The sequence below is a fragment of the Pontibacter pudoricolor genome (assembly GCF_010092985.1).
GTDB lineage: Bacteria > Bacteroidota > Bacteroidia > Cytophagales > Hymenobacteraceae > Pontibacter > Pontibacter pudoricolor.
The window spans coordinates 1609008-1634266 of sequence record NZ_CP048106.1 but is presented as its reverse complement, the minus strand read 5'-3'; the positions used below and the strand labels follow the sequence as shown (position 1 = coordinate 1634266).

Annotated in this window: 20 protein-coding genes; 13 read left to right on the top strand and 7 right to left on the bottom strand. The window is 47.2% G+C overall.

Features of this window, described 5'->3' with window-relative positions:
- Positions 1-234 precede the first annotated feature (234 nt).
- Genes GSQ66_RS06995 through GSQ66_RS06985 form a run of 3 tightly spaced genes read left to right on the top strand, consistent with a single transcriptional unit; the run spans position 235 to position 2674 of the window.
- A complete protein-coding gene (locus tag GSQ66_RS06995) occupies positions 235-861 on the top strand; it encodes a thioredoxin family protein (RefSeq protein WP_162426809.1) in 627 nt (208 codons plus the stop codon).
- Positions 862-920: 59 nt separating this feature from the next.
- Positions 921-1361: a hypothetical protein gene (locus tag GSQ66_RS06990; protein ID WP_162426808.1), complete on the top strand. Its 441-nt coding sequence runs from the start codon at positions 921-923 to the stop codon at positions 1359-1361.
- On the top strand, positions 1361-2674 hold the full coding sequence (locus GSQ66_RS06985) for a hypothetical protein (protein WP_162426807.1): 1314 nt from the start codon (positions 1361-1363) through the stop codon (positions 2672-2674). Before GSQ66_RS06990 ends, GSQ66_RS06985 begins: the two co-directional genes overlap by 1 nt.
- Positions 2675-2714: 40 nt before the next feature.
- Here GSQ66_RS06985 and GSQ66_RS06980 read toward each other — a convergent pair whose 3' ends face one another.
- From GSQ66_RS06980 to GSQ66_RS06970, 3 genes are all read right to left on the bottom strand, one after another.
- On the bottom strand, positions 2715-3143 hold the full coding sequence (locus GSQ66_RS06980) for a hypothetical protein (protein ID WP_162426806.1): 429 nt from the start codon (positions 3141-3143) through the stop codon (positions 2715-2717).
- Positions 3144-3156: 13 nt separating this feature from the next.
- Complete coding sequence (locus GSQ66_RS06975; protein WP_162426805.1) at positions 3157-3552, bottom strand: group III truncated hemoglobin; 396 nt, start codon at positions 3550-3552, stop codon at positions 3157-3159.
- A gap of 193 nt (positions 3553-3745) precedes the next feature.
- On the bottom strand, positions 3746-7045 hold the full coding sequence (locus GSQ66_RS06970; protein ID WP_162426804.1) for a vitamin B12-dependent ribonucleotide reductase: 3300 nt from the start codon (positions 7043-7045) through the stop codon (positions 3746-3748).
- A 508-nt stretch (positions 7046-7553) separates the two neighbouring features.
- Here GSQ66_RS06970 and ric point away from each other — a divergent pair.
- From ric to rnk, 10 genes are all read left to right on the top strand, one after another.
- Positions 7554-8516, top strand: a complete 963-nt coding sequence (gene ric, locus GSQ66_RS06965) for an iron-sulfur cluster repair di-iron protein (RefSeq protein WP_162426803.1) — start codon at positions 7554-7556, stop codon at positions 8514-8516.
- 134 nt (positions 8517-8650) lie between these two features.
- Positions 8651-9151, top strand: a complete 501-nt coding sequence (locus tag GSQ66_RS06960) for a hemerythrin domain-containing protein (RefSeq protein ID WP_162426802.1) — start codon at positions 8651-8653, stop codon at positions 9149-9151.
- Positions 9152-9156: 5 nt separating this feature from the next.
- Positions 9157-9990: a DUF2249 domain-containing protein gene (locus GSQ66_RS06955; protein WP_162426801.1), complete on the top strand. Its 834-nt coding sequence runs from the start codon at positions 9157-9159 to the stop codon at positions 9988-9990.
- A gap of 7 nt (positions 9991-9997) precedes the next feature.
- Positions 9998-11305, top strand: a complete 1308-nt coding sequence (locus GSQ66_RS06950; RefSeq protein ID WP_162426800.1) for a hypothetical protein — start codon at positions 9998-10000, stop codon at positions 11303-11305.
- On the top strand, positions 11286-11603 hold the full coding sequence (locus tag GSQ66_RS06945; protein WP_162426799.1) for a metal-sulfur cluster assembly factor: 318 nt from the start codon (positions 11286-11288) through the stop codon (positions 11601-11603). The genes GSQ66_RS06950 and GSQ66_RS06945 overlap by 20 nt, the downstream gene beginning before the upstream one ends.
- Positions 11604-11650: 47 nt before the next feature.
- Positions 11651-12133, top strand: a complete 483-nt coding sequence (locus GSQ66_RS06940) for an RrF2 family transcriptional regulator (RefSeq protein WP_162426798.1) — start codon at positions 11651-11653, stop codon at positions 12131-12133.
- A gap of 57 nt (positions 12134-12190) precedes the next feature.
- Entirely contained in the window at positions 12191-13237 is a 1047-nt protein-coding gene (gene nadA / locus GSQ66_RS06935) for a quinolinate synthase NadA (protein ID WP_162426797.1), read from the top strand.
- Positions 13238-14794 (top strand): L-aspartate oxidase, encoded by a 1557-nt coding sequence (gene nadB / locus GSQ66_RS06930; RefSeq protein ID WP_162426796.1) that lies wholly within the window; start codon positions 13238-13240, stop codon positions 14792-14794.
- Between the two features lie 362 nt (positions 14795-15156).
- Positions 15157-16719: an FMN-binding glutamate synthase family protein gene (locus GSQ66_RS06925; RefSeq protein WP_162426795.1), complete on the top strand. Its 1563-nt coding sequence runs from the start codon at positions 15157-15159 to the stop codon at positions 16717-16719.
- A gap of 6 nt (positions 16720-16725) precedes the next feature.
- The gene (rnk, locus tag GSQ66_RS06920; RefSeq protein ID WP_162426794.1) at positions 16726-17130 is read left to right on the top strand and encodes a nucleoside diphosphate kinase regulator; all 405 of its coding nucleotides are present in this window, start codon (positions 16726-16728) and stop codon (positions 17128-17130) included.
- Positions 17131-17746: 616 nt separating this feature from the next.
- On the opposite strand, the gene hrpB is transcribed toward rnk, so the two are convergent.
- The 4 genes from hrpB to GSQ66_RS06900 form a co-directional block, all read right to left on the bottom strand.
- Positions 17747-20290, bottom strand: coding sequence for an ATP-dependent helicase HrpB (hrpB, locus tag GSQ66_RS06915; RefSeq protein WP_162426793.1), 2544 nt, complete (start codon positions 20288-20290; stop codon positions 17747-17749).
- A 162-nt stretch (positions 20291-20452) separates the two neighbouring features.
- On the bottom strand, positions 20453-22759 hold the full coding sequence (locus tag GSQ66_RS06910; protein WP_162426792.1) for a nitric-oxide reductase large subunit: 2307 nt from the start codon (positions 22757-22759) through the stop codon (positions 20453-20455).
- A 526-nt stretch (positions 22760-23285) separates the two neighbouring features.
- Positions 23286-24779, bottom strand: a complete 1494-nt coding sequence (locus tag GSQ66_RS06905) for an amino acid permease (protein ID WP_162426791.1) — start codon at positions 24777-24779, stop codon at positions 23286-23288.
- A 118-nt stretch (positions 24780-24897) separates the two neighbouring features.
- On the bottom strand, positions 24898-25257 hold the full coding sequence (locus GSQ66_RS06900) for a hypothetical protein (protein WP_162426790.1): 360 nt from the start codon (positions 25255-25257) through the stop codon (positions 24898-24900).
- Positions 25258-25259 lie beyond the last annotated feature (2 nt).

Below are 25259 nucleotides of genomic sequence, written 5' to 3'. Positions count from 1 at the left end.
TTGCAGGATGTTACCGAACATAGGCAGGCAGATGATCACTGAATCATCCGGCAATGTTACCTATAGTTTTACCCGTCCGAAATGAGTAGTGTCAGTATCTAAAATGATTTCCGTCATTTAGTGCAGGTTATCTTAAGCGATTCGGAAAATCCTCGAATTTTTTATGCGAAGTGACAAGTATCACTTTATAAGTTAACAGGTTATGCTATACTTGCAGTGTATAAATTACACACCATGATACCTTCACAGACCTACTATAGCGAGCTGGTAAACCCAATGACCTACCAGGAATTTAAAGCCTTTACCGAAGAACTGATTGCCCGGGGAAAAACAACCGGTGATGAGCAGACCCAACAAAAGATTGACTTTACAAAACTGAACCTGCAACGCATGAAACGTGTGGAAAAACAGTTTGTACTGCAACCAGAACTGAGTGACTTGCTCGCACAAAAAGCCCTGAACTGGAACTGGTTGTTACTGGTAGAAGCATGGTGCGGAGATGGTGCACAACTATTGCCTGCCATTGCTGCCATTGCCGAACAAACACCGGGCATAACCCTGACTGTACTACTGCGCGACGAAAATCCGGAACTAATGAATACCTGTCTCACAAACGGAAGCAGATCGATCCCAAAACTGATCTGCGAAGATGCAGGAACCGGCGAACGTTTATTTACCTGGGGAGCTCGTCCGGCAGCTATACAGCAGCAGGTAGTTCAGTTTAAAACCGAAAGACCTGATGCTGGCCATGAGGAGCTGGTGCAGCAGGTACAACTATGGTATGCAAAGGACCGCAGCAAGGCCTTGCAGCAGGACCTTATAAAATTAGTGCGCGAAGTGCCTGAAACCGCACAACTATAGCTGAGGCTTCAGAAAACCTTCAGCTTCTCTTTAAATATCATCACCTTAAACAAGTACTTATGAAACTCTATATCGCTTCTTTATTTATAGCTGGCCTACTCTTTTCCTGCTCAGGTAACCATACTTTGGAAAACGGCCATGCCGAGGTACATGCAGAGCAATCAGAGCTTTCGTTGAACGGGGTAGAGCGCTGGCAAGCCGATGATGCTACCAACGCAAACATACAACAGCTACAGCAACTAATGCAGGACCACCTGAGCCAGCCGGATACCAGCAACCTGGAAGCTATAAATGAATTAGGGCATGTACTACAGCTTGGGTTTGATGAAGTGTTTAATGAATGCCGCATGAAAGGACCGGAGCACGACATGTTGCACGTATATTTAGTACCGATGCTGGAAGACGTAAAAACGTTAAAAGCAGACGATCTGGAAACTGCCATTGCTGCCCGCGATCGCCTGGCTTCCAGACTGGCTCAGTATCAAACCTACTTTAAATAGTGCCTGTAACCGATAACAACGTAACTATAGACTTAGGTAAATGGCGTTTACCGCTGTTAAGCGCCTTGCTTAGCCTGGTCATAATTGCCCTGCTGGGCCTGTTGCTGCGCTGGACTTTTATACAACCTGTTGCCGGCCTCAACTATAAATACCTGTTGCATGCCCACTCGCATGCGGCATTGCTGGGCTGGCTTTACCCGGTGCTTTTCATAGCGCTGATACATGCTTATCTGCCTGCGTCGTTCAGGAACAAAGCAATTTATAGCTGGCAGTTCTGGTTAGCGCAGTGTGCGGTATTAGGTATGTTGCTGAGTTTTCCGGTGCAGGGTTATGGCGCTGTTTCTATCACCTTTTCAACGCTCCATATTTTGCTTACTTACTGGTTCATCTACCAGTTTCTGAGAGATGCAAAAGCAGTAAATTTAAATTCGGGTAACTATAGTTTGTCTTTTCGGTTTGTGAAAGCTGCGCTGTTTTTCCTGGCGCTTTCGTCGCTGGGGCCGTGGGCAATGGGCCCGATTATGGCAACGGGCCATAGCGGCACCGAACTATACTATAACGCCATTTATTTCTACCTGCATTTTCTGTACAACGGCTGGCTTACTTTTGCCGTGTTAGGCTTGGTGTTCTGGTTACTTGAGTCGCACAAGATCAGCTTTAACCGCAACTATAGTTTGCTGTTTTTCAGGGTGATGTTCTGGGCATGTTTACCGGCTTATTTACTATCTGTGCTTTGGATAAAACCTGATGCCATAGTTTATTTAGTGGGTGGAGTGGCAGCATTTGCACAGGTAATAGCCCTGGTAATTTTGGTGGCTATAGTCTGGCCTATCCGTAAGCAAGTGTTGAACTTATTTGGCAACTGGAGCAAAACTATAGTTCTGCTTGTATCCACGGCATTTGTGCTTAAAACCCTGATGCAGTTCTCCACCGCCTTTCCGTACATGGCTGATTTAGCCTATCAGTTGCGCAACTTTATTATCGGGTACCTGCACCTGGTGCTGATCGGGTTTGTAAGCTTTTTTATAGTTGCCTTTTGTGTGCAGCAGGGGTGGTTAAGTCTAAGATCAGCTGTAAGCAAATGGGGGATGGGGCTTTTTATCGCTGGCTTTATCGGTAGCGAAGCATTACTGTTTTTGCAGGGGATCTTCTATTGGGTCGGAGCCGGAGCGATACCTAACTATAATGAAATGCTTTTTGGAGTAAGTATACTTTTACCGGTGGGAGTCCTGCTGTTCTTTATCTCTCAGCTGCAAACTACAAGTGTAACTGCCGGCAATAAAGCTGTTGCTGCTTTAAAGAAAGTTAGCTAGGCACACCCTGTGAAACCAGCCAAATTCATGGTACTATAGTTTACAGGTTTCCGAGCAACGTGACTCCGAAGCTGCATAGCAAAATTACCTTTACAAGTTCAGCCCCGATGTAATAAAAGTGTAAGACTGATTTCGGTAGTTCTACACCTGAGATTACTAGCTCAGCGCGTTTACCCATGGCAGGCAGTAGCCAGATCGTTTGAACCAGTAGGATCAGGATCGGTATAAACAGGAGAAAGGACGTCGTAATTCCCAGGCTACCACTAACGATAATCAACACCAGCGAAGCCAGCCCGAAGCACCATTCCACTTTATTCATTCCGCTAAAAATCAGCCGCCCGATGCTCAGGCCAATTGGTAAGGTTACGCCCGGTGCCCTGAACTTCAGCCATGCTTCCATAAAACTGATTGCGCTCACGAAGCCAACCCATAAAAAGGTCAGCAGTATCAGGTAGTGTTCGGGGCTCATCTATAGGTAGTATTTAAAGGATCGTTCTGCCTTTGTTCTGTTTATAGAATTCAATTTTACTGGCAAACATCTCGGCCATTTTCTGTGCACGCCATTTTGCCTCTTCCGCTTTCTCACCGGTAAAAAGCTCATCTATAGTTGTGTAAAAGATCTGGAGCCATCGCTCGAAATGTTGTTCATCTACAGGCAGCGTAATATGCTTCACACCCGGATTGCCCTGGTAGGTAAGTTCTTCCAGCAAAACAGTCTGCCAGAAACGGTACATGATATCCAGGTGCTTCGCCCATTTGTCCTGAATGCGTTCATCAAATATTGGTCCCAGCATTTCATCGGCACGCACCCTGGTGTAAAAAGTATCCACCAGCAGCTTTACATCCTCCAGACTAAGTATGTCTTTCTTTTTCGTCATTTTGCAAGTTACTTAAATATTGTCTGAATCAGGATTTACAGGATTTTAGGATTTTCAAGATTTAGGTCCGCAGATTTAATCTACCTTTAATTCCTATGTATCGTCCCCCTTTGATGGGGGTAGGGGGATGATAAACTTTGTTGATGAAAAATCCTGTTCATCCTTTCATCCTGTAAATCCTGATTCAGACAGTTTAACTACAGCCTAAACTATTGCCGCAGTTCAGACATTTATAACAGGTGCCGGAGCGTATAGTTATATGGCCGCAAACGTTGCAGATCGGCGCATCGCCCATCATGCTGGCCAGTACCTGCTGTGTCTGTTCCATCAGCACCGTCCTGCTTTGGGTAACAACAGAATAGCTTTTTCCATTACTTTTCGTGGTTGAAGTTTCAGAAACTATAGTTGCTGCCTGCTCCGGTAAGTTTTCAGTAACAGGCTTTTCATCTATAATTTCCGGCTCTTCGGGGTGCACGTGCACCAGGTCTTTCCGGTTGAGGTATTCATAGCCTAACATCCTGAAAATGTAGTCGAACACCGATGTGGCTGATTTTATATTCGGATGCTCCACGCGGCCGGCTGGTTCAAAACGGGTAAACGTAAATCGGTTCACAAACTCATCCAGCGGCACGCCATACTGCAGGCCCAGCGATACGGAAATAGCAAAACAGTTCAGAATAGACCGGAACGAAGCCCCTTCCTTATACATATCAATAAACAGCTCACCCAAAGAGCCATCAGCATATTCACCTGTTCTAATGTAAACCGTGTGGCCGTCTATCTTTGCTTTCTGGGTAAAGCCGTTGCGTTTGTCCGGTAACTTTCGTCGCTCCACCATACGTGTCAGTTCTTCCCGGAAACCGTTGTTCGAGGCATCGGAAAGAATGGCTTTAGCGGCCTGCAATACCTGCTCTGCGTTAAATTGCGTTTCTGTTATAGTTACCTTTTCTTCTGTTTTCTCTTCCGTTTCTGTGCTGCTGCTTTTCGAAGTCAACGGCTGTGAAAGTTTGCTGCCATCGCGGTAAATTGAACAGGCCTTTAACCCTAATTCCCAGGATAGTTCGTAGCAATGCGCCACTTCTTCCACGGTCGTTTCGTTAGGCAGGTTTATCGTTTTAGAGATAGCCCCTGAAATGAAGGGTTGCACCGCAGCCATCATCTTAATATGCCCTTCGGCGTGAATAAAGCGTTTGCCTTTGGTGCCGCAGCGATTAGCACAATCAAAAACAGTGTAATGCTCCGGCTTCAGATACGGGGCGCCCTCTACGGTCATGGTGCCGCAAACATAGTCGTTCGTTTCTTCAATTTGTTTCGAACTATAGCCTAATGCCTGCAGCAGATTAAAACCGGGCGTCTGGTATTCAGCTGAACTATAGCCTAAGCGCTCTAAGCAGGCCTTGCCAAGTGTATATATATTAAAGAGTGACGACAGGTCGTAGGCTTTTGGTAAGGCTGCTTCCAGTAGGGTAATTTCTTCTTCGGTAAAGCCTTTTTTGAGCAGTGATTCCGGGTTAATGTGTGGCGCACCGGTGAGCGAATTATGGCCTTTGGCATAGTTTACAATAGCTTCGATCTCATCAGAACTATAGCCGAGCTTGCTGAGCGCACTTGGTATAGACTGGTTGATGATCTTGAAATAGCCGCCACCCGATAGTTTTTTATATTTCACTAAGGCATAGTCCGGCTCCACGCCAGTTGTGTCGCAGTCCATCAGCAAACCAATCGTTCCGGTTGGGGCGATCACAGTTGCCTGTGCATTTCGGTAACCGTATTTTTCTCCCTGTTGCAGCGCCTCGTTCCAAGATTTTTGTGCAGCCTTTAACAGGTAATCGGGGCAAAGCTGCTGGTCCAGGCCATGCGGTTTAATGCTCAGGTTATCATAGTTCTCCGGTTGATCAAAAGTGGCAAATCGGTGGTTGCGGGTCACGCGCAGCATGGCATCGCGGTTTATATCATATTTGGCAAAAGCTCCCAAACTCGCAGCCATTTCAGCAGAAGTTCTGTAAGCGGTACCTGTCATCAGCGATGTAATGCCAGCTGATAAGGCGCGGGCTTCGTCGCTGTCGTAAGGCAGGCCCTGCACCATTAATAAGGCACCTAAGTTGGCATAGCCCAGGCCGATCGTTCTATAGTCATAAGAGCGTTGCGCTACGGCTTCGGAAGGGAACTGCGCCATCAGTACGGATATCTCCAGCACTACTGTCCACAGGCGGCAGGCATGTTCGAAAGCGGCTACATCAAACCGCTGTTTCCCCTCATCAAAAAAGCGCAGCAGGTTCAGCGATGCCAGGTTACAGGCCGTATCATCCAGGAACATATATTCCGAGCACGGGTTTGATGCGTTTATTCTGCCTTCCGCGGGAGAGGTATGCCATTCGTTTATAGTTGTATCAAACTGCAGGCCCGGATCGGCACAGGCCCAGGCAGCATCCGCTATCTGGTTCCATAAACTACGGGCTGGTATCGATTTGAGCACTTTGCCGGTGGTGCGGGCAGTCAGGTGCCAGGCGCCGTTCTGGTGCAGCGCTTTAAAGAAGGTATTGGGTACACGTACCGAGTTGTTTGAGTTCTGGCCCGATACCGTATTATAAGCTTCCCCTTCAAAATCGCCGGAATAGCCGGCCGCAATAAGAGCCGCTACTTTTTTCTCCTCGTCTTTTTTCCAGTTTATAAATTCCTGTATCTCAGGGTGGTCCAGGTCCAGGCACACCATTTTAGCAGCCCGGCGTGTAGTGCCACCCGATTTTATAGCTCCGGCTGCACGGTCGCTCACCCTTAAAAAAGACATCAGTCCCGAAGAGGTACCGCCACCAGACAGCTCTTCTTCCTTGCCCCGGATGTTTGAAAAGTTAGTGCCTACGCCGGATCCGTACTTAAATACCCGCGCTTCCTGCACCAGCAGGTCCATAATGCCACCTTTCTGCGCCAGGTCGTCCTGTACCGAAAGTATAAAACAGGCATGTGGTTGCGGCCGCTCAAAAGCAGAAGTCGATTCCTTCATCTCGCCGGTGGCGGGGTCTACATAATAATGTCCCTGTGATTTAACTGAAATGCCATAAGAATTGTAAAGTCCGGTGTTAAACCATTGTGGCGAATTAGGCGCGGCGTACTGGCCCAGCAGCATATACACCAGCTCGTCGTAAAACACCAGCGCATCTTTTTCCGACGCAAAATAACCATACTTACTTCCCCAGTCCTGCCAGCATTTTACCAGGCGGTGCACCACTTGCTTCGCTGATTTCTCGGAACCGGTTCTACCATCGGCCTGAGGTACGCCTGCTTTTCGCAGGTACTTCTGAGCTAGGATATCTGTCGCGATCTGCGACCACTGTGCAGGTACTTCCACATCGTTCAGCTCTGCCACCACATCGCCTGTCGGGTTGCGGATAGTGGAGGAACGGAGCTCGAATCGGAACATGTCGTAGGCATTTTGCGCTGCGGTGGTAAAATGCCGGGAGAAGGACAGGCCGGCTGCTCTTTTACTTTTCTTCATAGGGGTAGCTCTATAAATTTTTTTAAGGGTTTCTTAATAATTGCTGCGCATTTGCCTGTGACGGGCTCTGGGCCGATAAGGCCGGTAACTCTGGTTAAACAGCCTCTTGCAAACCGTAAACCGGGTCTGGAAGGCAGTAACTAAAGTTGATATATATAAAACAGCTATACTTTGAGTTCACTAAACTATCAACTATAAAACCCAACCTTGATGAGCAAGGTCACTCAAATAAATGACTTCGGTCATTTTTGCCCTTTGGGGATAGTGGTAAACTTGTATAGTTATTTTAAGTGCCTGTAAATCAAAATTATAAACGATTTTTTTATGATAAACGATTATTTAAAAAGGTACTTAATACAAATTTTTAAACTTAAAGATGCTGTTGTTGAACCTGTTGTAAAGGTAGCACGTTTAATAAAATAATAAAACACCTTTTTATCTTTTATTTTAAAAAATCGCGTTTTACCTTTACACCGGTGATTGATTATAACAACAAAAATTAACCAATATGGAAACCACACAAATCGCAGAAAGAAAATTAGATGTTACCATTCTGGAGCCTCGCATGAAGCACCCAACCATTTTTGAATGGTTCGACAATATGAAAGGCGGCGACTCTTTTATTATCCATAACGACCACGATCCAAAGCCGGTGTATTACCAGTTACTGGGCGAGCGTGGTAACATATTTAAGTTTGATTACCTGGAGCAGGGGCCTGAAGTATGGGAAGTACGCATTACCAAGCTTACCCCTGAAGAAGGTGAAACTGTAGGCGAACTGGTAGCTAAAGATTACCGCAAGGCACAGGTATTTAAAAAATTCGGTATCGATTTCTGCTGCGGTGGTAAAAAGTCGGTAGCACAGGTTTGTAAAGAAAAAGGCATCAGCCAGGACCAACTGGAAGCAGAACTGGTTGCCATGGACGAAGCCGAGCAGAACCGCCAGGCGGAGTACGACAAATGGGAGCCTTCTTTCCTGGCAGACTATATCGTGAACATGCACCATAAATATGTGCGCGAAGCTATACCAGCTTTGTACGAATACACCACTAAAATTGCCCGCGTACACGGCCAGCGCCACCCGGAACTGCTGGAAGTTGTGAAGCACTTCACGAACGTAGCCAACGAGCTGGAATCGCATATGCCGAAAGAAGAGCGTGTACTGTTCCCTTACATTAAGCAGCTGGATGAAGCCAAGAAAAGCGGCGTGAAAATGGAGCCTGCTGCCTTCGGTTCTATCCAGAACCCGATCAACATGATGGAAATGGAACACGATCATGCCGGCCGTGAGCTTGAAATGATTCGTGAGCTTACCAATAACTATACATTGCCTGCGGATGCCTGCGCTACCTATACAGTTGCATTCAAGAAACTGCAGGAGTTTGAAGATGATCTTTTCCGTCACATCCACTTAGAGAACAACATCTTGTTCCCGAAAGCGATCGAGATGGAAAAAGAAGTAGTGAAATAAATACCATGTCTGAATCAGGATTTTCAGGATTAAAGGATGGGAAGGATTAATGAATTATACTTTTCCTGTTAACGAAATCCTGGAAATCATAAAATTCTGTAAATCCTGATTCAGACATTTAAATTACCACTGTTATGAAAAACGCAATAGCACCCCAGAAAAGAGATAAGAGCCTGGTGCCACTATCCCGTGAACACCACTTCGGATTGTTGTTTTGCTGGAAGATACGCCAGGGACTGAAGAACGGAACCGACCTGGAACTGATGCGTACCTATGTGCGCTATTTCTGGGAGACCATTCTGAAAGAGCATTGCGAAGAAGAAGAGTGGATACTGAAAAGAGTGCTGAAATCAGATGATACCGTGAGGGCACGACTGGCAGAAGAGCACAGGTTGCTGCAAACTATAGTTGACTTAATAAAAAGTGGCAGCCCGATGAATAAAGAGCTGTTCAAAGTACTGGAAAGAGACCTCAATGACCACATTCGCTGGGAAGAAAGAGAGCTGTTTCCGTATGTGCAACTGATGGCAAACCCTGACGAGCTGGAGCTGACCGGTAAACTGCTTTCTCATAAACACGACCCGCGCCTGGATACCTTTACTCCTGAATTCTGGAATGTAAAAGCCCGGGCTTGATAACGATGCAAATAGCGGCCAACACCAAAATATCTGCGCTGATAAAGGAGAACCCGGCAGCGATAGATGCGATTGCAAGTATAAACAGGTACTTCGAGAAGCTTCGCAACCCGGTGCTGCGCAAAATACTGGCATCGCGGGTAACTATAGCCGATGCTGCCCGCATTGGCGGCTGCGACATAGAAAAGTTTTATGAAAAGCTGGAGCCGCTAGGTTTTATAGCCAGCGAAAGCAAAACCAGGAATACGAAAAAACCGATCATCATGCAGACACCTGAAACCCAAACTAAGACCATGCCGGCCTACCTGGCGCAGCTACCAGCGCAACATATAGTTGCCCTGGATGTATGCGAAGATATAGCCTCCGGAAACGATCCGTTCCTGAAGATCATGAACGCAGTGGACGGGATAGGGGAGAACAATGCCTTGCTGATCATCAACACTTTTGAGCCAACACCGCTTATTGCCATCCTGAAAAAGAAAGGCTATAGTTTCTGGACCGATGTTAAAAATGCAAACCTGGTGCATACCTACTTCTGGAAAGATGCTGGAACCAATAATGCGCCAGAACAAACTATAAAACCTGAGACAGGCAGCTTTGATGATGTGCTGGCAGGCTTTGCAGGTAAAGTAAGACGCATTGATGTACGCGCTATGGAAATGCCGCAGCCGATGGTAACAATACTTGGTGAGCTGGAGATATTACCACAGCAAGAAGCCCTGTACGTAGTGCACAAACGGGTGCCGCAATTTTTATTGCCACAGCTCGAGGAGCGTGGGTTTAACATAACTATAAAGGAAGTAGGCCCTAACCAGGTTGACCTGCTGATCTATAAATAACCAGACAATGAGCACTGCCACTACATCCAACTCGCCGGGCAAATGGGTTGTGCTGCCGCATTACGCTTTTGCTGCCCTGGCTTTTGTTGCGCTCAGTATTTTACTGCTGTTCTCTACCGATGCCTTTAGCGGTCATTACTTCCACCCGAAGCTGCTGACCTTAACACACGTGGCAGCACTTGGCTGGGCAACCATGCTTATTTTCGGGGCACTGTACCAGTTACTGCCGGTAGTGCTCGACTGCAAACTATATTCTGAAAAACTGGCAACTATAGCCTTCGGATTTTTAGGAATAGGAACGATACTTTTAGCCTGGTGCTTCTGGAATTTTGAGTTAGGGCATGTCATGCACATTGCTGCCTGTAGTTTAGTTATCTCTTTTATACTCTTCAATATCAACGTAATCCAGACGGCTCGCTTGGCACCCAAATGGACCATTGAATCTGACTTTATAGTTACTTCGGCTATCTGGTTGCTGGTTACGGGTATAGTGGGGCTGATCATGGTGCTGAACTTTACAATGGCTTTTCTGCCGGTAGAGCACACCCATTATTTAAAACTGCACGCGCATATTGGCATGGCCGGTTGGTTCCTGCTGCTCATTATCGGGGTAGGCTCCAAACTGATCCCGATGTTTTTGCTGGCACACGCCGAGAGCACTAAGAAACTGAACTGGAGCTATAACCTGATCAATGCCGGCTTGGTGTTCTTCATTTTCGATCACCTGTTCTTTCATACGGCGTTACTGCCGGTGTATGCGGTTCTGGTTGTTGCCGGAATTCTATCGTTTATGGTATTCATTTACGAGACCAGCAAAACACGACAGCGTCATGACATGGACCTGGGCATGAAACAGACATTTGTGGCCCTTGCCCTGTTGCTTTTACCCATTGTACTGGTGTTTATAGTTAGCAGTCAGGTTGCGTTGCCACAACAGTTGCTTTCAGCTGTGTATTTAGTGTATGGCATCTCGGTTTTCCTGGGCTTTATATCTGCCATTATCCTAGGGCAAACCTTTAAAACATTGCCTTTTATAGTTTGGATGCATGCGTATGAAGACTATGTGGGCCGCTTTAAAACCCCGCTTCCGAAAGACCTTTACAACCATGCCATTCAGCGCTGGCAAAACTATAGTTACCTGTTTGGGTATCTGCTGCTGGTAACAGGCGTGCTGCTGAACAACCAACAGATCATACTTGCCGGTGCTATCGGCTTTACTATCACATCGTTGCTATACACGGCCAATGTGTTTCAATTGCTACTGCATAAAGTTCAGGAACTAAAACCTTTTTCCTATGGAAACGCAAGTGTCTGAAGACTTCGGAAATGAAGTTTTCGAAACCTTAAAATACATCATCGACCCTGAAGTGGGCATAAATATAGTTGACCTGGGGCTGATCTATAGTGTGAGCCTGGATGGCGACGTGCTGGAGATAGAACTCACCCTGACAACACCCGGCTGCCCGATGAGCGGCACTATTACAACTGCTACGGAGCAGATACTTTTAAAACGTTTTCCGAATCTGGATGTAAAAGTAAATCTGGTGTGGTCTCCGCCTTGGTCTACCGAAATGATCACGGAAGAGGGGATGCGGCAGTTGGAAGGGAAATAGTAGTACCTTTGCAGCCGTGTTAGTGTTAAAAGTATAAACAGATTCTCATGTTATCGAAAACAGCGGAATATGCGCTGCGTGCTATTGTATACATCGCCTTGAGTGATGCGCAAGGGCTAAAGGCAGGCATAAAGGAAATAGCGAAAGAGCTGGATTTGCCTGCCCATTTTATGGGTAAAATATTGCAGGACCTGGTTCGTAAAGGCATTATCGCCTCCATGAAAGGGCCAGGCGGCGGTTTTTTTCTGCACAGGCCAGCCAACGAAATAAGCCTGCTGGAAGTGGTAAATACCATTGATGGCATGGAAGCCTTCCGGAAGTGTGGAATGGGCATGAAAATGTGCTCTGATACACACCCCTGCCCGCTGCATAACGAAATAAAAGCCTACCGCGACCAGCTGCTGAAAGTATTCAGTACCAAAACGATACAGGACCTGGTAGATGGAATTAATTCAGGGAAGTACTTTATCACAAACCTGCACGAAGAGCTGCCAAAGGAAAGTATTTCTGAAGCCGGATTGCAGGATTAGCTATAGTTCAGCCAAACAACTTTAGAATCTTAATCTAACACAAACACACGACCCAAAATGCTTACTACCCAAACACGGGGCGCTTTCTCTGAAAAGCTCAGAGCCATGGAGCCTTTTGCCCTGCCCGAACAAGAAGAAGCCGCTTTACTTGATGCTGTAGAAGAGATACGTGAGCTGAAGAAAAAGCACAACGCGGTGGTGCTGTCGCATTTTTACATGCCAGCCGAACTGCAGGTAAAACACGAAGATGGCGGCATTGCCGATTTTGTAGGCGATTCGCTGGGTCTGAGTGTAGCTGCCAAAACTGTGGAAGCGGATTATATTATTTTTTGCGGGGTAAAGTTTATGGCTGAAACGGCCAAGATCCTGAACCCGGTAAAGCAGGTGTTGCTGCCAAGTTTTGATGCCGGCTGCTCACTTGCTGAAAGCATTACCGGCGAAGATGTGAAGAAGCTAAAGAAACTATGGCCGGGCGTGCCTGTAGTTGCTTATATTAACACCTACGCCGAAACCAAAGCTGAAGCCGATATTTGCTGCACCTCCCGCAATGCCATGGATATTGCCCGCTCGCTGGGCGGAGATAAGCTTATATTCTTGCCAGACCTGTACATGGGCCGCAACCTGCAGAGCAAGATCAAAGCCGAAACTGGTAAGGAACTGATACTCTGGGAAGGTAAGTGCGAAGTGCACGAGCAGTTTACGCCACAGCGTATAAACGGACTTAAACTAATGTACCCGGAAGCGCAGGTACTGGTGCACTGGGAGGTTCCGGACGATACTGTTACCGATGCATTAAAAGGAGCCGGAGGTATTGTGGGCAGCACATCCGATATTATTAGGTTTGTTGGTGAGAGTAAAAGTAAGCAGTTCATACTTGGTTCGGAGTGCGATTTGGGTGCAACGCTGCGGGGTATGTATCCGCAGAAAGAATTTATAGTTCCGTGCATCAAGTGCCCGCACATGAAGCAGATAACTATACAACGGACACTGGATTCGCTTCGGGCAATCGGAACACCGCAGGAAAGGCTTTTTGAAGTAACCCTGGAAGATGAGATCATCAAACGAGCTCTTATACCCATTGAGCGTATGCTGGCTTTTGCGTAAATGGATTCCCTGAACTATGATTTTGTAGTACTGGGCAGCGGTATTGCCGGGCTGACATTTGCCCTCGAAGCTGCTGCTCAAAACAAAGTATTGGTGCTCTGCAAAGCTGCTTTGGCAGAGACCAACACCGCTTATGCCCAGGGAGGTATTGCCGCTGTACTGAGTGCTACAGATTCGTTTGAGCAACATATACAGGACACCCTCACTGCAGGCGCCGGGCTATGCGATGAGCTGGCAGTCCGGTTTATGGTAGCGCGTGCGCCTGCAGCTATAAAATGGCTGCAACAGCAAAGCGTACTTTTTGATACAGCTACCGATGAAACTATAGCCTTAGGGTTAGAAGGTGGTCACTCACAAAACCGCATCGCCCATGTTAAAGACCACACCGGCTTGAGCATACAACAGGCCTTAAGCAAAGCGGTACTTCAGCATCCGAATATCACCGTTTTAGAATACCACTTTGGCTTGGATCTGCTGACGCAAACTATAGGTCAGGAGAAAGTGTGCTACGGTGTGCAGGTGCTGGATATGGTGACTGGGAACTATAAAACGATACTGGCTAAAGCTATTGTGCTGGCAACCGGCGGCTCCGGCCAGGTTTACCAATTTACCACCAACCCAACTATAGCTACCGGCGACGGACTCGCGATGGCCCGCAGGGCAGGCGCAGCTATCCGGAATATGGAGTTCTTCCAGTTTCACCCCACAGCACTTTATGATCCTGGTTCTTCAGACACGTTCCTGATAAGTGAAGCCTTGCGCGGGGCTGGGGCAGAACTGGTTTTGCCCGATGGCGGTTCGTTTATGCAGCAATATCATCCGCTTGGCTCCCTTGCTCCCCGCGATATAGTTGCCAGAGCCGTGTACGAACAAATGCACATGCATCAGTCAGAATGCCTTTACCTGGATGCTACCCGTTTGCCCGGAGGTAGATTGCAAAGAAATTTCCCAGGCATTTATACCAGATGTAAAAGTATCGGCGTTGATGCTGTTACTGACCTTATACCTATAGTTCCGGCGGCGCATTACCAGTGCGGTGGTGTTGTTACAAACCTGCATGGGCAGACATCTATAGTTGGGTTATATGCGATCGGGGAAGTGGCCTGTACAGGCATACATGGTGCTAACAGGTTGGCCAGTAATTCGTTGCTCGAAGGCGTTGTATTTGCCAGGGAGGCTGCTAAGCATGTCAAAGTTTCAGATCTGCAGCTTCATTGTACAGCGTTTAAGAGTGTTGTGTATAGCTTGCCGGATAACCGGGATGATAAAATTGTACTTAAGACAAAAAAAGCATTGCAGACTTTAATGTGGGAAAAAGTTGGTATAGTTCGCACGGCAGAAGGTTTGCTGCATGCTACGTATGAACTCGCCGAACTGAAATATAGCCTGAAATACCTTCAGGGGTATTCGGCTGCAGTACAGGAAGTTAAAAATTTGCTGACTGTGGTCGAACTTATTCTCGATGCATGTGTTTTAAGGAGAGAAAGCGTAGGTGGACATTTTATGGAATACGAACCTGTTCAACTTCAGACAAGGATACAGGACATATGCAGCTAAATTTATGTAACAATATATAGGTTAAGCAGCGTATACCGTGAACAAGTTGCATTTCAATAGAATATCTGCTTACTTTGGCTAACCAAATTTGAACCTGCTGTGCTGCCATTCAGTATACACTCACATACGTTACAATTGCCGCTTACAAGCCTTGTAGCAGCTTCGAATCACGTTTCTCTAAGCGATGACCTGAACGGATATTGTCTTAACTTTTTTTCTACTCCAAAAGACTTTAACAAGTAAGCCGGAAATCTATCCGGCTCTAACTCCTCCTGGTATCTAGTGTTTCTGGCCTGTAGCATATAGTTGTTGCGGTAATCTACACTAGCTGTATCTCTGAAAAATTAATTTTTACAACTGATATGTCAATCAAACTTAGCGTAAGGCAACTTTTTGCGGTTGCTTTTGCAGCCATTTATACCCTTATTTTATACCTGGCTTACCAAAATATAGCTTATATAGCTTTGTTGGTATTAGTGCTACCGTTGCAGGCAGTTTATATCCATAATATACGTCAGCCGAGGCATTCTATACTGCGCAACTACCCAATTATAGGTTATTTGCGCTACTTTTTTGAGAGTATTCGCCCGGAGATCCGCCAGTATTTCTTTGAGTCGGACCTGGATGGTAAGCCTTTTAGCCGCCGCACGCGATCTATAGTTTACCAGCGCGCTAAGAACGTACGGCAAACGGTGCCATTTGGTATGCAGGCCAACAGCCAGGAAAATGGTTTCGAGTGGATTGCACATACCATGTTTCCGGCCCATGTAACGGAAGAAGACCTGCGTGTAACAGTGGGTGGCAGCCGTTGTACGCAGCCTTATAGCGCCAGCATCTATAATATATCGGCCATGAGCTACGGCTCGCTGAGTAAAACAGCGGTAACGGCTTTAAGTGGAGGAGCTAAACTGGGCAGGTTTGCGCATAACACCGGTGAAGGGGGCGTGAGTCCGTTCCACATAGAAGGTGGTGGCGACCTGATCTGGCAGATAGGTACGGGCTACTTTGGATGCCGCGATAGCCATGGTAACTTCTCAGAGAAACTATACGAGGAGCAGGTTGCCCATCCAAACATTAAAATGGTGGAAATAAAGCTGTCGCAGGGTGCAAAACCAGGCCATGGGGGTATTTTGCCAGCTGCTAAAAACACGCCGGAGATCGCTGCGATCCGTAAAGTGGTGCCACATACTACCGTTGCTTCACCACCGGCGCACTCTGCTTTCCAGGACCAGTTCACCATGTTGCTTTTCATCGAGAAGCTTCGTGTTCTGTCGCAAGGCAAGCCGATCGGTATCAAGCTTTGTATCGGTAACAAACTGGAGTTTGAGCGCCTTTGCCAGGAAATGATGCATAACCAGATTTTCCCTGACTTTATTACGATAGATGGAGCAGAAGGTGGAACCGGTGCAGCGCCGCTAGAGTTTACAGATAGTTTAGGTATGCCGCTCTACGATGCCCTTTCGTTTGTGCAGGAGATGCTGGTAAAATATAAGCTCAGAAAAGAAGTTCGCGTGATTGCAGCCGGAAAGATCATAACTGGCGTAGATATAATAAAGGCGATCTCGTTGGGTGCGGATATTTGCTACAGTGCCCGCGGAATGATGTTTGCACTGGGCTGTATACAGGCGCTTCAGTGCGACTCAGGTCGTTGCCCGGTAGGTATTGCTACGCAGGACGAAAACCTTTATAAGGGTCTGGATGTTGCTGATAAGAGAGTGCGTGTAGCAAATTTCCATGGCAATACTATAAAATCAACCATAGAAGTGATGGAAGCCTGCGGGTTTGGCAGCATAGACAGTATTACGCCGGACAAGATTTTCAGAAGAGTGGAATCTGGCAGAACGCTGAGCTTTGAAGATATTTACTTTAAGCCGACAGAACCAGGATCAATACTCACGAAAGAGCATCAACTCATATTAAACTAGACTTATATGAACCCCATTTATTTAACCGAAAAAGATCAAGAACGCCTGCATAGCCTGGTGCAGTTGCAACGCCAGAATGGTGGCGCTGCCTCTGTTGAAGGGTTGTGTAAAGAACTGAAGCGCGCAAAAGTTGTAGCCTCAGAAGAAGTGCCGACTGATGTAGTAACTATGAATTCCTTGGTGCGCCTGAAAGACATGAAAACCGGGAAAGAAATTGAGATTACGGTTGTGTATCCGAAAGATGCTGACCTTAATGCGCGTAAGATTTCTGTACTGGCTCCGGTTGCAACCGCTATCCTGGGTGGCAAAGTAGGCGACGAAGTAGAATGGCCTGCCCCACAGGGAATGCTGTATTACAAAATTGAATCTATCCTTTACCAGCCAGAAGCTGCAGGGGATCTTTTTTTATAGTCTGATATTTTAAACTATAATTCTATAGTTTAAAAAGCCCAAAGCCACTGATGATCGGTGGTTTTGGGCTTTTATAGTTTACGAGAATCTATTCTGCTAATGCCCTCGTTCGCGTCCCGCGAGTGTGAGTTATCCCGCTGACTCTGGCCGCGTTGCTAATGCTATTATGTGATATGCTGCAAGTTTAGCGATAGCGCAGCTTGTGGCTATAAATGAGGCCAGTTTGTAACTGGCGCGTTCCGAACCATAGTTTCGCCAGTTATAAACTGGCTGCCATATTTCACCACCAGTTAATGCTGGCGCTCAAACTGGCGGTATGGACGGAACTTTATAGTTTATAAATTGGTGTCAACCGGCTTTCTGGGGCAGCAAGTGCTTTGTTGCGATAGCTGTTCTGTTTCCTGGCAAGTGTTTTTCACACAGTTGTTTTGTTTCGTGTTTTGCTGGTCCAGCTGCTCTTTTAACTGGTTAAGCTGTCTGCCGAAAGCATAGATGTACATTGATTCCATGGTGCTTTATTTTTATCTGTTTAAGATCTATTACACCATGATGACGGAGAGACTACACAAAAGATGCAACTGAGTTATAGTATTTTATAGTTGGCTAAAACTATAGTTTACTGAGGTCTTTTAATGCCACGCGTCGGAACAGCTGCCAGTGGGTCGTCGGGCCAGTGGTGTTTGGGATAACGTCCACGGAGATCTTTCCTGACATCGAAATAGCCGTTTGTCCAGAAACTGCGCAGGTCGCGGGTAACCTGTACGGGGCGTGAGGCAGGGGAGAGCAGGTGAATCAGCAGAGGCACTTTGCCACCACCAATTCTGGGCGTATCCAGCATCCCGAATACTTCCTGCAGGCGCACGGCAAGTACAGGGGTGACTGGGTCTGTATAGTTCAACGCAATGCGTGAGCCACTTGGTACTTCCAGGTGGGTTGGGGCCAGCCGGTCCATTTCCTGCCGTTGTTCCCAGCTCAGGTCCGACAACAGCATTTCATTAAAATCTAACCTGGCCACTTGTTCTATAGTTCGTAAGCCAGACAAATGCGGCAGAAGCCATAGTTCTATCGTTTTTTCTAGCGTTTTATCCGAAACATCGGGCCATAGTTCAGGTACCAGTTGATGCAGAAAATCCAGGCGCTGCCGGGTATTTATAGCCTGCTCAGACCAGGGAAGTTTATCAATTCCTTTCTCCTTAAGGGCCTTTAAAAGTATAGTAGCTACATGCTCAGGATCAGGATTCGGCTGGTTGGTTTCCTGCAGAATTAATGCACCTAACCGGGTAATTTTACGGGCTGTCACTCTGCCAGTGGCTTCATCAAATCTGACTTCATCCAACTCCTCCATTTGTTCTGCAAAGTGCTCCAGCAACTCTGTCTTGTTAAGTGGTGCAGCCAGCAATATACGAGGCTGATTCCCGGTCTCCAGATGCGCAATACTATAAAAATCTGCTTCGCTGAAAAGCTCAGTCGGCAAAGCGGCCCGTTGCCCGGTTACCATTCTTACACGGCCCGATGACTCGCGTTGGGCCAGACGGTCGGGGTAGGTGAGAGCGGTTAAGATTCCTGCTGCGTCCGGTTTTATAGTTTCGCTGGCACTGCGGGTGCGTTGCATCAGGTGTTGTGCCTGTTCTTTCACACGTCGGAGGGCATTTTCATCCAACACAAAGCCAGGTATTGGCGGACGTTTACCCGATAAAAATTCCAGGCGCAGGGGAAGATCAGGAAGAATATTGCCACGCCCGGTTTCCAGCTGCTTCAGGATGTCTTTTTCAGATAACAAAGCAGCTAAGGCACAGGCTGTAGCTCCAAACCCAAACTCACGGCCACGAATAACCAGGTGCCCCAGTCTTGGAGAAAGGCCAAGCGATGCCAGTGCTTTTCCGTGTGCTGTAGCGTTACCGGTTGTATCTATAGCTTCCAGGCGAAGTAACAGATCGCGGGCAAGTGCCATGGCAGCGGAGGGCGGTACATCCAGCCAGTTTAAGGCAACTGCATCTTTTACGCCCCACATGGCAAGTTCCAGAGCCAGCCCGGTTAGGTCTGCTTCGCATATTTCAGGGTTTTGCCTGTCAGCTAACTGCACCTGGTCGGCAGTGGACCAAAGCCTGTAACACACACCCGGCCCCAGACGCCCGGCCCGGCCGCGGCGCTGGTCGGCGGCAGCTTTTGAAACAGGTATAGTTGCCAGCGTAGTTAACCCGGTGCGGGGTACAAATTCAGGAACACGGGAATAGCCGCCATCTATCACAATTTTTACACCTTCTATAGTTAAGCTGGTTTCGGCAATGCTGGTGGCGAGTACTATTTTGCGCCTGCCCTTGGGTGCAGGTTGTATAGCAGCCATTTGTTTTGATAATTGCAGATCTCCGTGCAAAATATGCAGGTCTATAGTTGGTGCCAGTTTGCCTTCCAGTTGTGTAGCGACCCTTCGCATTTCCCCCATGCCGGGCAAAAATACCAGTACATCGCCATCCGGTTGTTCGGTTAACGCTTTTCGTATTGCCTTGGGTACCAGATTGCTCAGTCTTTCCGCCGGTCTGTTTCCTGCCGCAGCCACTTCGGAAGTGGGCAGGTAATGTGTTTCGACAGGATATTGACGGCCTTCGCTTGTAATAACAGGTGCATCCAGCCACTTACCTATAGTTACAGCATCCAGTGTGGCGCTCATCACCAGTATCCGGAGGTCGGGGCGCAGCACTGCCTGGGCATCCAGTGCCAATGCAAGACCTAAGTCAGCCTGCAGGTTGCGCTCATGAAACTCATCAAAAATGATAGCTGCAATTCCTTCCAGAGCCGGGTCATCCTGAATCAACCGGGTTAAAATTCCTTCCGTTACTACCTCAACTATCGTTTTATTAGATACCACATGCTCCATCCGAACCCAGTATCCAACCGTTTGCCCGAGTGGCTCATGCACCAGGTCCGACATGCGTTGTGCGGCTCCGCGGGTGGCCAGGCGGCGTGGCTCCAGTACCAGGATTTTACCGTTGTTGCGCCAGCCAGCTTCCAGCAATGCCAACGGAACGAGGGTGGTTTTACCTGCTCCGGGCGGCGCTTCCAGCACAACCCTGGTATTGGTTTCCAGGGCAGCAAGCAGGCGCGGCAGGGCTTCCTTAACAGGTAAGTCAGGTAAATTCTGAAGTATGGTTATTGATGACATCACCTGTAAAGGTCTGAATTATGCACAAGAAAGCATAAAATTTCTACCTGCTAACTAACGTAATACCTAAAGAAGACCAGCCTCAGAAAAAAGGAATGGCTGCCCATAGTTGGACAGCCATTCCTGGAAGTGCATCAAGAAGTATTTATGTAACTATAGCTACTACTTTTTTATAGTTAGTTCATCTTCCTGTGTCTGGATGAGGTCTATGTCCTGCACATCTTCGTCCTGCTCTAGCGACCAACCTGTTTTAAGACCGATGATGAACCAGGCTAAGGCAACAATACCACCAGCAAAGATCGTGTCACCAATAACCCGTAGCCAGCGCAGTGTTTCCATGGTGTCTGTCTGCATAAACTCCATAGAGCGGGCATACCATAAGCCGTATTCCACACTTGCCCACGTCTGCATAAGCCCGATAGGAAGCACACTTATCAGTACCATCAGGATAAGGCCAATGTTAAGGGACCAGAAAGCAAAGCTTATTACACCATCTTTCCAGCGGCGACGGCCGGACAGACCTTTCAGTACAAACAGCATCAGCCCTATACCAAGTATACCATATACCCCGAAAAGAGCAGTGTGTGCGTGCACAGGTGTTGTATTCAGCCCCTGCATGTAATAAAGTGCAATTGGCGGATTGATCACAAACCCGAACACACCTGCACCAACCAGGTTCCAGAAAGCTACGGCCACGAAGCAGTAGATGGGCCACTTATACGCCTTGATCCACTGGGTAAGGCGGCTTATTTTCAGGTTATGGTAGGCTTCAAAACCAATAAGTACAAGCGGCACAACTTCCAGGGCACTAAATGTAGCACCCAGGGCCATTACAGCAGTTGGCGTACCGCTGAAGTATAAGTGGTGAAACGTACCGATAATACCTCCGAAAAGGAAAATGATGGTAGAGAAAAGTACTGTCGATGTTGCCATTTTAGTATCCAGCAGGCCCATGCGCACAAACAGGAAGGCAATTACCACGGTAGCAAAAACTTCGAAGAAGCCTTCTACCCACAGGTGAACTACCCACCAGCGCCAGTACTCGGCAATGGCCAGGTTGGTATGCTGTCCCCACATCAGGCCGGATGCATAGAAGATAGCAATTGCAGCCGATGAGATCAGGAACATACCCAGCAGATGACGCCCTTCTGCATCGTTCCGGAAAGCAGGCAGAATAGCGCGCACCATCAGGCCCAGCCACAGGAATAAGCCTACTAACAGGAATATCTGCCAGAAGCGCCCTAAGTCTACATATTCATACCCCTGATGTCCGAACCAAAAGTTTTCAGTGTATCCCAGTTTCTGCATGATGCCATACCACTGCCCAGCCAACGAACCTGCAACTATAATAAGCAGGCAGACAAAAAGGAAGTTTACCCCCAGTTTCTGGAATTTTGGCTCGTAGCCCGACACAGCGGGGGCAATGTATAGACCGGTTGCCAGCCAGGAGGTAGCTATCCAGAAAATGGCGAGCTGCACGTGCCAGGTTCTAGTAATAGAGTAGGGCAGGTAATCGGCGAGCGGGAAACCATACAAGGCCTGGCCTTCTACACCGTAGTGGGCCGACACAACTCCCAATGTAACCTGCACGAGTATAAGGGCTGTCACTATCCAGAAATACTTTAAGGTTGCTTTCATAGATGGCGTGGCATTTAAGCCCAGCAAAGGATCTTTCTTTGGCAGTTTGCTCAGGTCTATGTCATCCTCTTTGTTAGAAGCATAATAGTAGGCAAGCAGGCCCACACCAGCTATCAGGCTAATGACACTGAAACCTGTCCAGATGATCAGGTCGCTGCTTGGCTCGTTGGCTACCAGCTTTTCAGCAGGCCAGTTATTGGTGTAGGTGATATTTTTACCCGGACGTTCGGTAACACAGGCCCACGAGGTCCAGAAGAAGAAGGCATTCAGTTTCTGCATCCGTACAGGGTCTTTTACAGTGTTATCAGACATGGCGTATGCATCACGGTGTTTTGCCAGTGCAGGGTCGTCCATAAACAGGCCTGTATAATGCCTGCTTACATCTGAAATAGCCTCAGCACGTAAATCTGAAACGGTCAGTACACCGGTTTCGGGATCGTAGGTGTTTGCTCTTATCTGTTTTTGCAGACGAGCTTCCAGCATGGCTTTGGTCTCTTCATCCAGTGCCTCATAGTTCACGCCTTTCGCTTGCTGGGCCCAGGTGTCCAGGAAATACATCGCTTCCTTGTGTAGCCAGTCTGCACTCCAGTCGGGTGCTACGTAAGCCCCGTGGCCCCAGACAGAACCCAACTCCTGCCCACCAACCGACTGCCATACATTTTGCCCGTCTTTAATATCCTGCTCTGTAAAAAGAACCTTACCGGAGGTGGTTACCACTTGCCTGGGAATGGGAGGCGCTTCCCGATAGATTTCGATACCATAGTACCCCAGCACGGCAAAGGAGCCGACAATAACGGCAATAAACCCCAGCCATAGATTTCTATATTTCATATATGTAAATGTTTAGAGTGATTTTAATTTAAATGCTGACTGTATTTTGAAACTGGTAGTCGGAAAACACGCTTGTTACAAGTGCTTTTTCCGGATCAAAGGTCAGTAGGGAAGGGAAGTTGAGAAATGACCTGCGTCATGAATAAAAGAGATTAAAGTCTTTTATTATTTAGGACACTGACTGGCAATTTTGTGAAGCACAACTATAAGGCAGCTGATAAGCAATAGCTTACCCAGGATTTGAATGCTTTTCTCTTTTGGATTTTGGTTAAGATTCCTGCTGTTATTACTCAACTATAATTTTATCAGTTACCACATGCTCTATGCGAAACCAGTAACCGGCTAGCTATAAAATAAAAACCGCCAGGCAATTTACCTGGCGGTTTTTTATGAACAGATCTCAAAAACAGTTTATTTCTGTTTCTTATTTGCGGCTTTCCTTAAATAAAGGGTAAGCACTGTTAATGCTGTCAGAAAAATGAATAATCCGGATATTCCCATAACATCCTAATTGTATTCGCTGAAGTTAACTTACCGGAATTTTACCAGCTTCAAGTGCATCGTTCTGCTTGCGAAGCTTGCTGTGTTTGCGGCCATACAAAAAGTAAATCAATACACCAATTGCCATCCAGATGATCAGGCGCATCCAGGTATCAAAACCCAGGTTTACCATCATGTATCCGCAGATTAGGATGCCCAGTATCGGAACAAGTGGTACAAAAGGAGTTTTGAACGGACGCTTTAACTCAGGGCTTGTACGGCGCAACACTATAATACCAGCACACACAATTACGAAAGCCAGCAACGTTCCGATACTTACCAGTTCACCCAGTAACCCAATAGGGAAAATACCGGCGACTACAGCTGCTACCAAACCTGTAAGGATAGTAGTTACATAAGGTGTATTGAATTTTGGATGTACTTTACCGAAAAACGCAGGCAGTAAACCATCGCGGCTCATTGCAAAGAAAATACGTGGCTGCCCCATCAGCATCACCAATACAACCGAAGCCAGACCAGCTACAGCACCCACCCCGGTAAAGAAGTATAACCAGCTAAGCGAAGGACCCGCAGCAGAAAGTGCCACCAGTACCGGATCCGGAACATTCAGCATTTTGTAAGGTACCAGGCCAGTCATTACCAGAGACATCAATACATAAAGTAATGTGCAGATACCCAGCGATGTAAGCATACCGATAGGCATGTCGCGCTGCGGGTTCTTTGCTTCCTGGGCGGCAGTGCTGACAGCATCAAACCCTATATAAGAGAAGAATACGATGGCTGCACCGGCCACTACACCCTGCCAGCCATAACGGGTAGCACCGTCAACCAATACCTCTTTGTCAGGGATAAAAGGAGTCCAGTTAGAAGGATCTATGTACTGGAAGCCAAAAGCGATAACCAGCAATACGATAGCCACTTTTACAATAACGATGATGTTGTTGAATTTGGCAGATTCCTGAATACCGATTACCAGCAACGTCGTCATGATAAGTATCAACACTATAGCCGGCAGGTTGATAATAGAACCTGTGGCAGTAAATGAGTTACCATCGTAAGCAAGCGGGGCAGCAGCAATTGCAGCCGGCACGGTAATACCAATCGATTTGAGCAAGCTTACAAAGTTACCGCTCCAGCCTACAGCTACTGTTGCGGCACCAAACAAATATTCCAGTATCAGGTCCCAGCCAATGATCCAGGCTATAAACTCGCCCAGCGTGGCATAACCATAGGTATAAGCGCTGCCTGCAATAGGTATCATAGAGGCAAACTCGGCGTAGCACAGACCGGCAAACAAACAGCCAAGCCCGGCAATTAAAAAGGAAATAACAATAGCAGGGCCCGCAGCATTTGCGGCAGCGGTACCGGTAAGCACAAAAATACCGGCCCCAATAATGGCACCCACGCCCAGCATGGTAAGGTTAGTGGCCGTTAGGGTCCGTTTAAGACCGTGCTCACCGCTTTCTGATTCTTTGATCAGTTTATCGACAGATTTTGTCGCGAAGATATTTTTTGACATTTAGTAAAGTATAGTTGGTAAGTGAAAGGGAATGCCATTCCCGGGGAATGGGAAAGCAACCGCGCATACTTTTAAACTATAAAGTAAGGCAGGTATTTCTAACAGTTACAACTATAAACTAAGGGGCGTTGGGGAGTATCCGGAAGCGGGAAGTGGCAGATGCAAAAGCCAGTAAAACCTTAACAGGTTTTTTTTCAGAATAATAAGTTCGCAGCTTTAAAAGCCAGAAAGTACCAGCATAGAGGTGTAATAAGGATTCTGTATGGCTTGTTACGACGTGCGTCTGGGTTTGCTCTGTCCAGGCGACAGGCTCGCTCTGCTTGTCTGAAGTTAATTCCTCGTTGTTTTCTAAAGCTGAACTGTAGCTTGATGCCGATTTTTCGGATTGTTTGGAGAGGGTAACTAAAACAGAAAGGCAAAACATGGCAGCCCACACCAGCAGGAGGAGCGTTGTTGCTATGTTTTGCCTCTGTTTCAATG

Bases quoted from the DNA above. Each gene is read 5' to 3' on its own strand.
- GSQ66_RS06960 (WP_162426802.1), top strand. From the start codon at position 8,651: ATGAAAAACGCAATAGCACCCCAGAAAAGAGATAAGAGCCTGGTGCCA.
- ric (WP_162426803.1), top strand. From the start codon at position 7,554: ATGGAAACCACACAAATCGCAGAAAGAAAATTAGATGTTACCATTCTG.
- GSQ66_RS06940 (WP_162426798.1), top strand. From the start codon at position 11,651: ATGTTATCGAAAACAGCGGAATATGCGCTGCGTGCTATTGTATACATC.
- GSQ66_RS06955 (WP_162426801.1), top strand. From the start codon at position 9,157: ATGCAAATAGCGGCCAACACCAAAATATCTGCGCTGATAAAGGAGAAC.
- rnk (WP_162426794.1), top strand. From the start codon at position 16,726: ATGAACCCCATTTATTTAACCGAAAAAGATCAAGAACGCCTGCATAGC.
- GSQ66_RS06980 (WP_162426806.1), bottom strand. From the start codon at position 3,143: ATGAGCCCCGAACACTACCTGATACTGCTGACCTTTTTATGGGTTGGC.
- nadB (WP_162426796.1), top strand. From the start codon at position 13,238: ATGGATTCCCTGAACTATGATTTTGTAGTACTGGGCAGCGGTATTGCC.
- GSQ66_RS06995 (WP_162426809.1), top strand. From the start codon at position 235: ATGATACCTTCACAGACCTACTATAGCGAGCTGGTAAACCCAATGACC.
- GSQ66_RS06945 (WP_162426799.1), top strand. From the start codon at position 11,286: ATGGAAACGCAAGTGTCTGAAGACTTCGGAAATGAAGTTTTCGAAACC.
- GSQ66_RS06925 (WP_162426795.1), top strand. From the start codon at position 15,157: ATGTCAATCAAACTTAGCGTAAGGCAACTTTTTGCGGTTGCTTTTGCA.
- GSQ66_RS06905 (WP_162426791.1), bottom strand. From the start codon at position 24,779: ATGTCAAAAAATATCTTCGCGACAAAATCTGTCGATAAACTGATCAAA.
- GSQ66_RS06990 (WP_162426808.1), top strand. From the start codon at position 921: ATGAAACTCTATATCGCTTCTTTATTTATAGCTGGCCTACTCTTTTCC.
- GSQ66_RS06950 (WP_162426800.1), top strand. From the start codon at position 9,998: ATGAGCACTGCCACTACATCCAACTCGCCGGGCAAATGGGTTGTGCTG.
- GSQ66_RS06910 (WP_162426792.1), bottom strand. From the start codon at position 22,759: ATGAAATATAGAAATCTATGGCTGGGGTTTATTGCCGTTATTGTCGGC.
- GSQ66_RS06970 (WP_162426804.1), bottom strand. From the start codon at position 7,045: ATGAAGAAAAGTAAAAGAGCAGCCGGCCTGTCCTTCTCCCGGCATTTT.
- hrpB (WP_162426793.1), bottom strand. From the start codon at position 20,290: ATGTCATCAATAACCATACTTCAGAATTTACCTGACTTACCTGTTAAG.
- GSQ66_RS06975 (WP_162426805.1), bottom strand. From the start codon at position 3,552: ATGACGAAAAAGAAAGACATACTTAGTCTGGAGGATGTAAAGCTGCTG.
- nadA (WP_162426797.1), top strand. From the start codon at position 12,191: ATGCTTACTACCCAAACACGGGGCGCTTTCTCTGAAAAGCTCAGAGCC.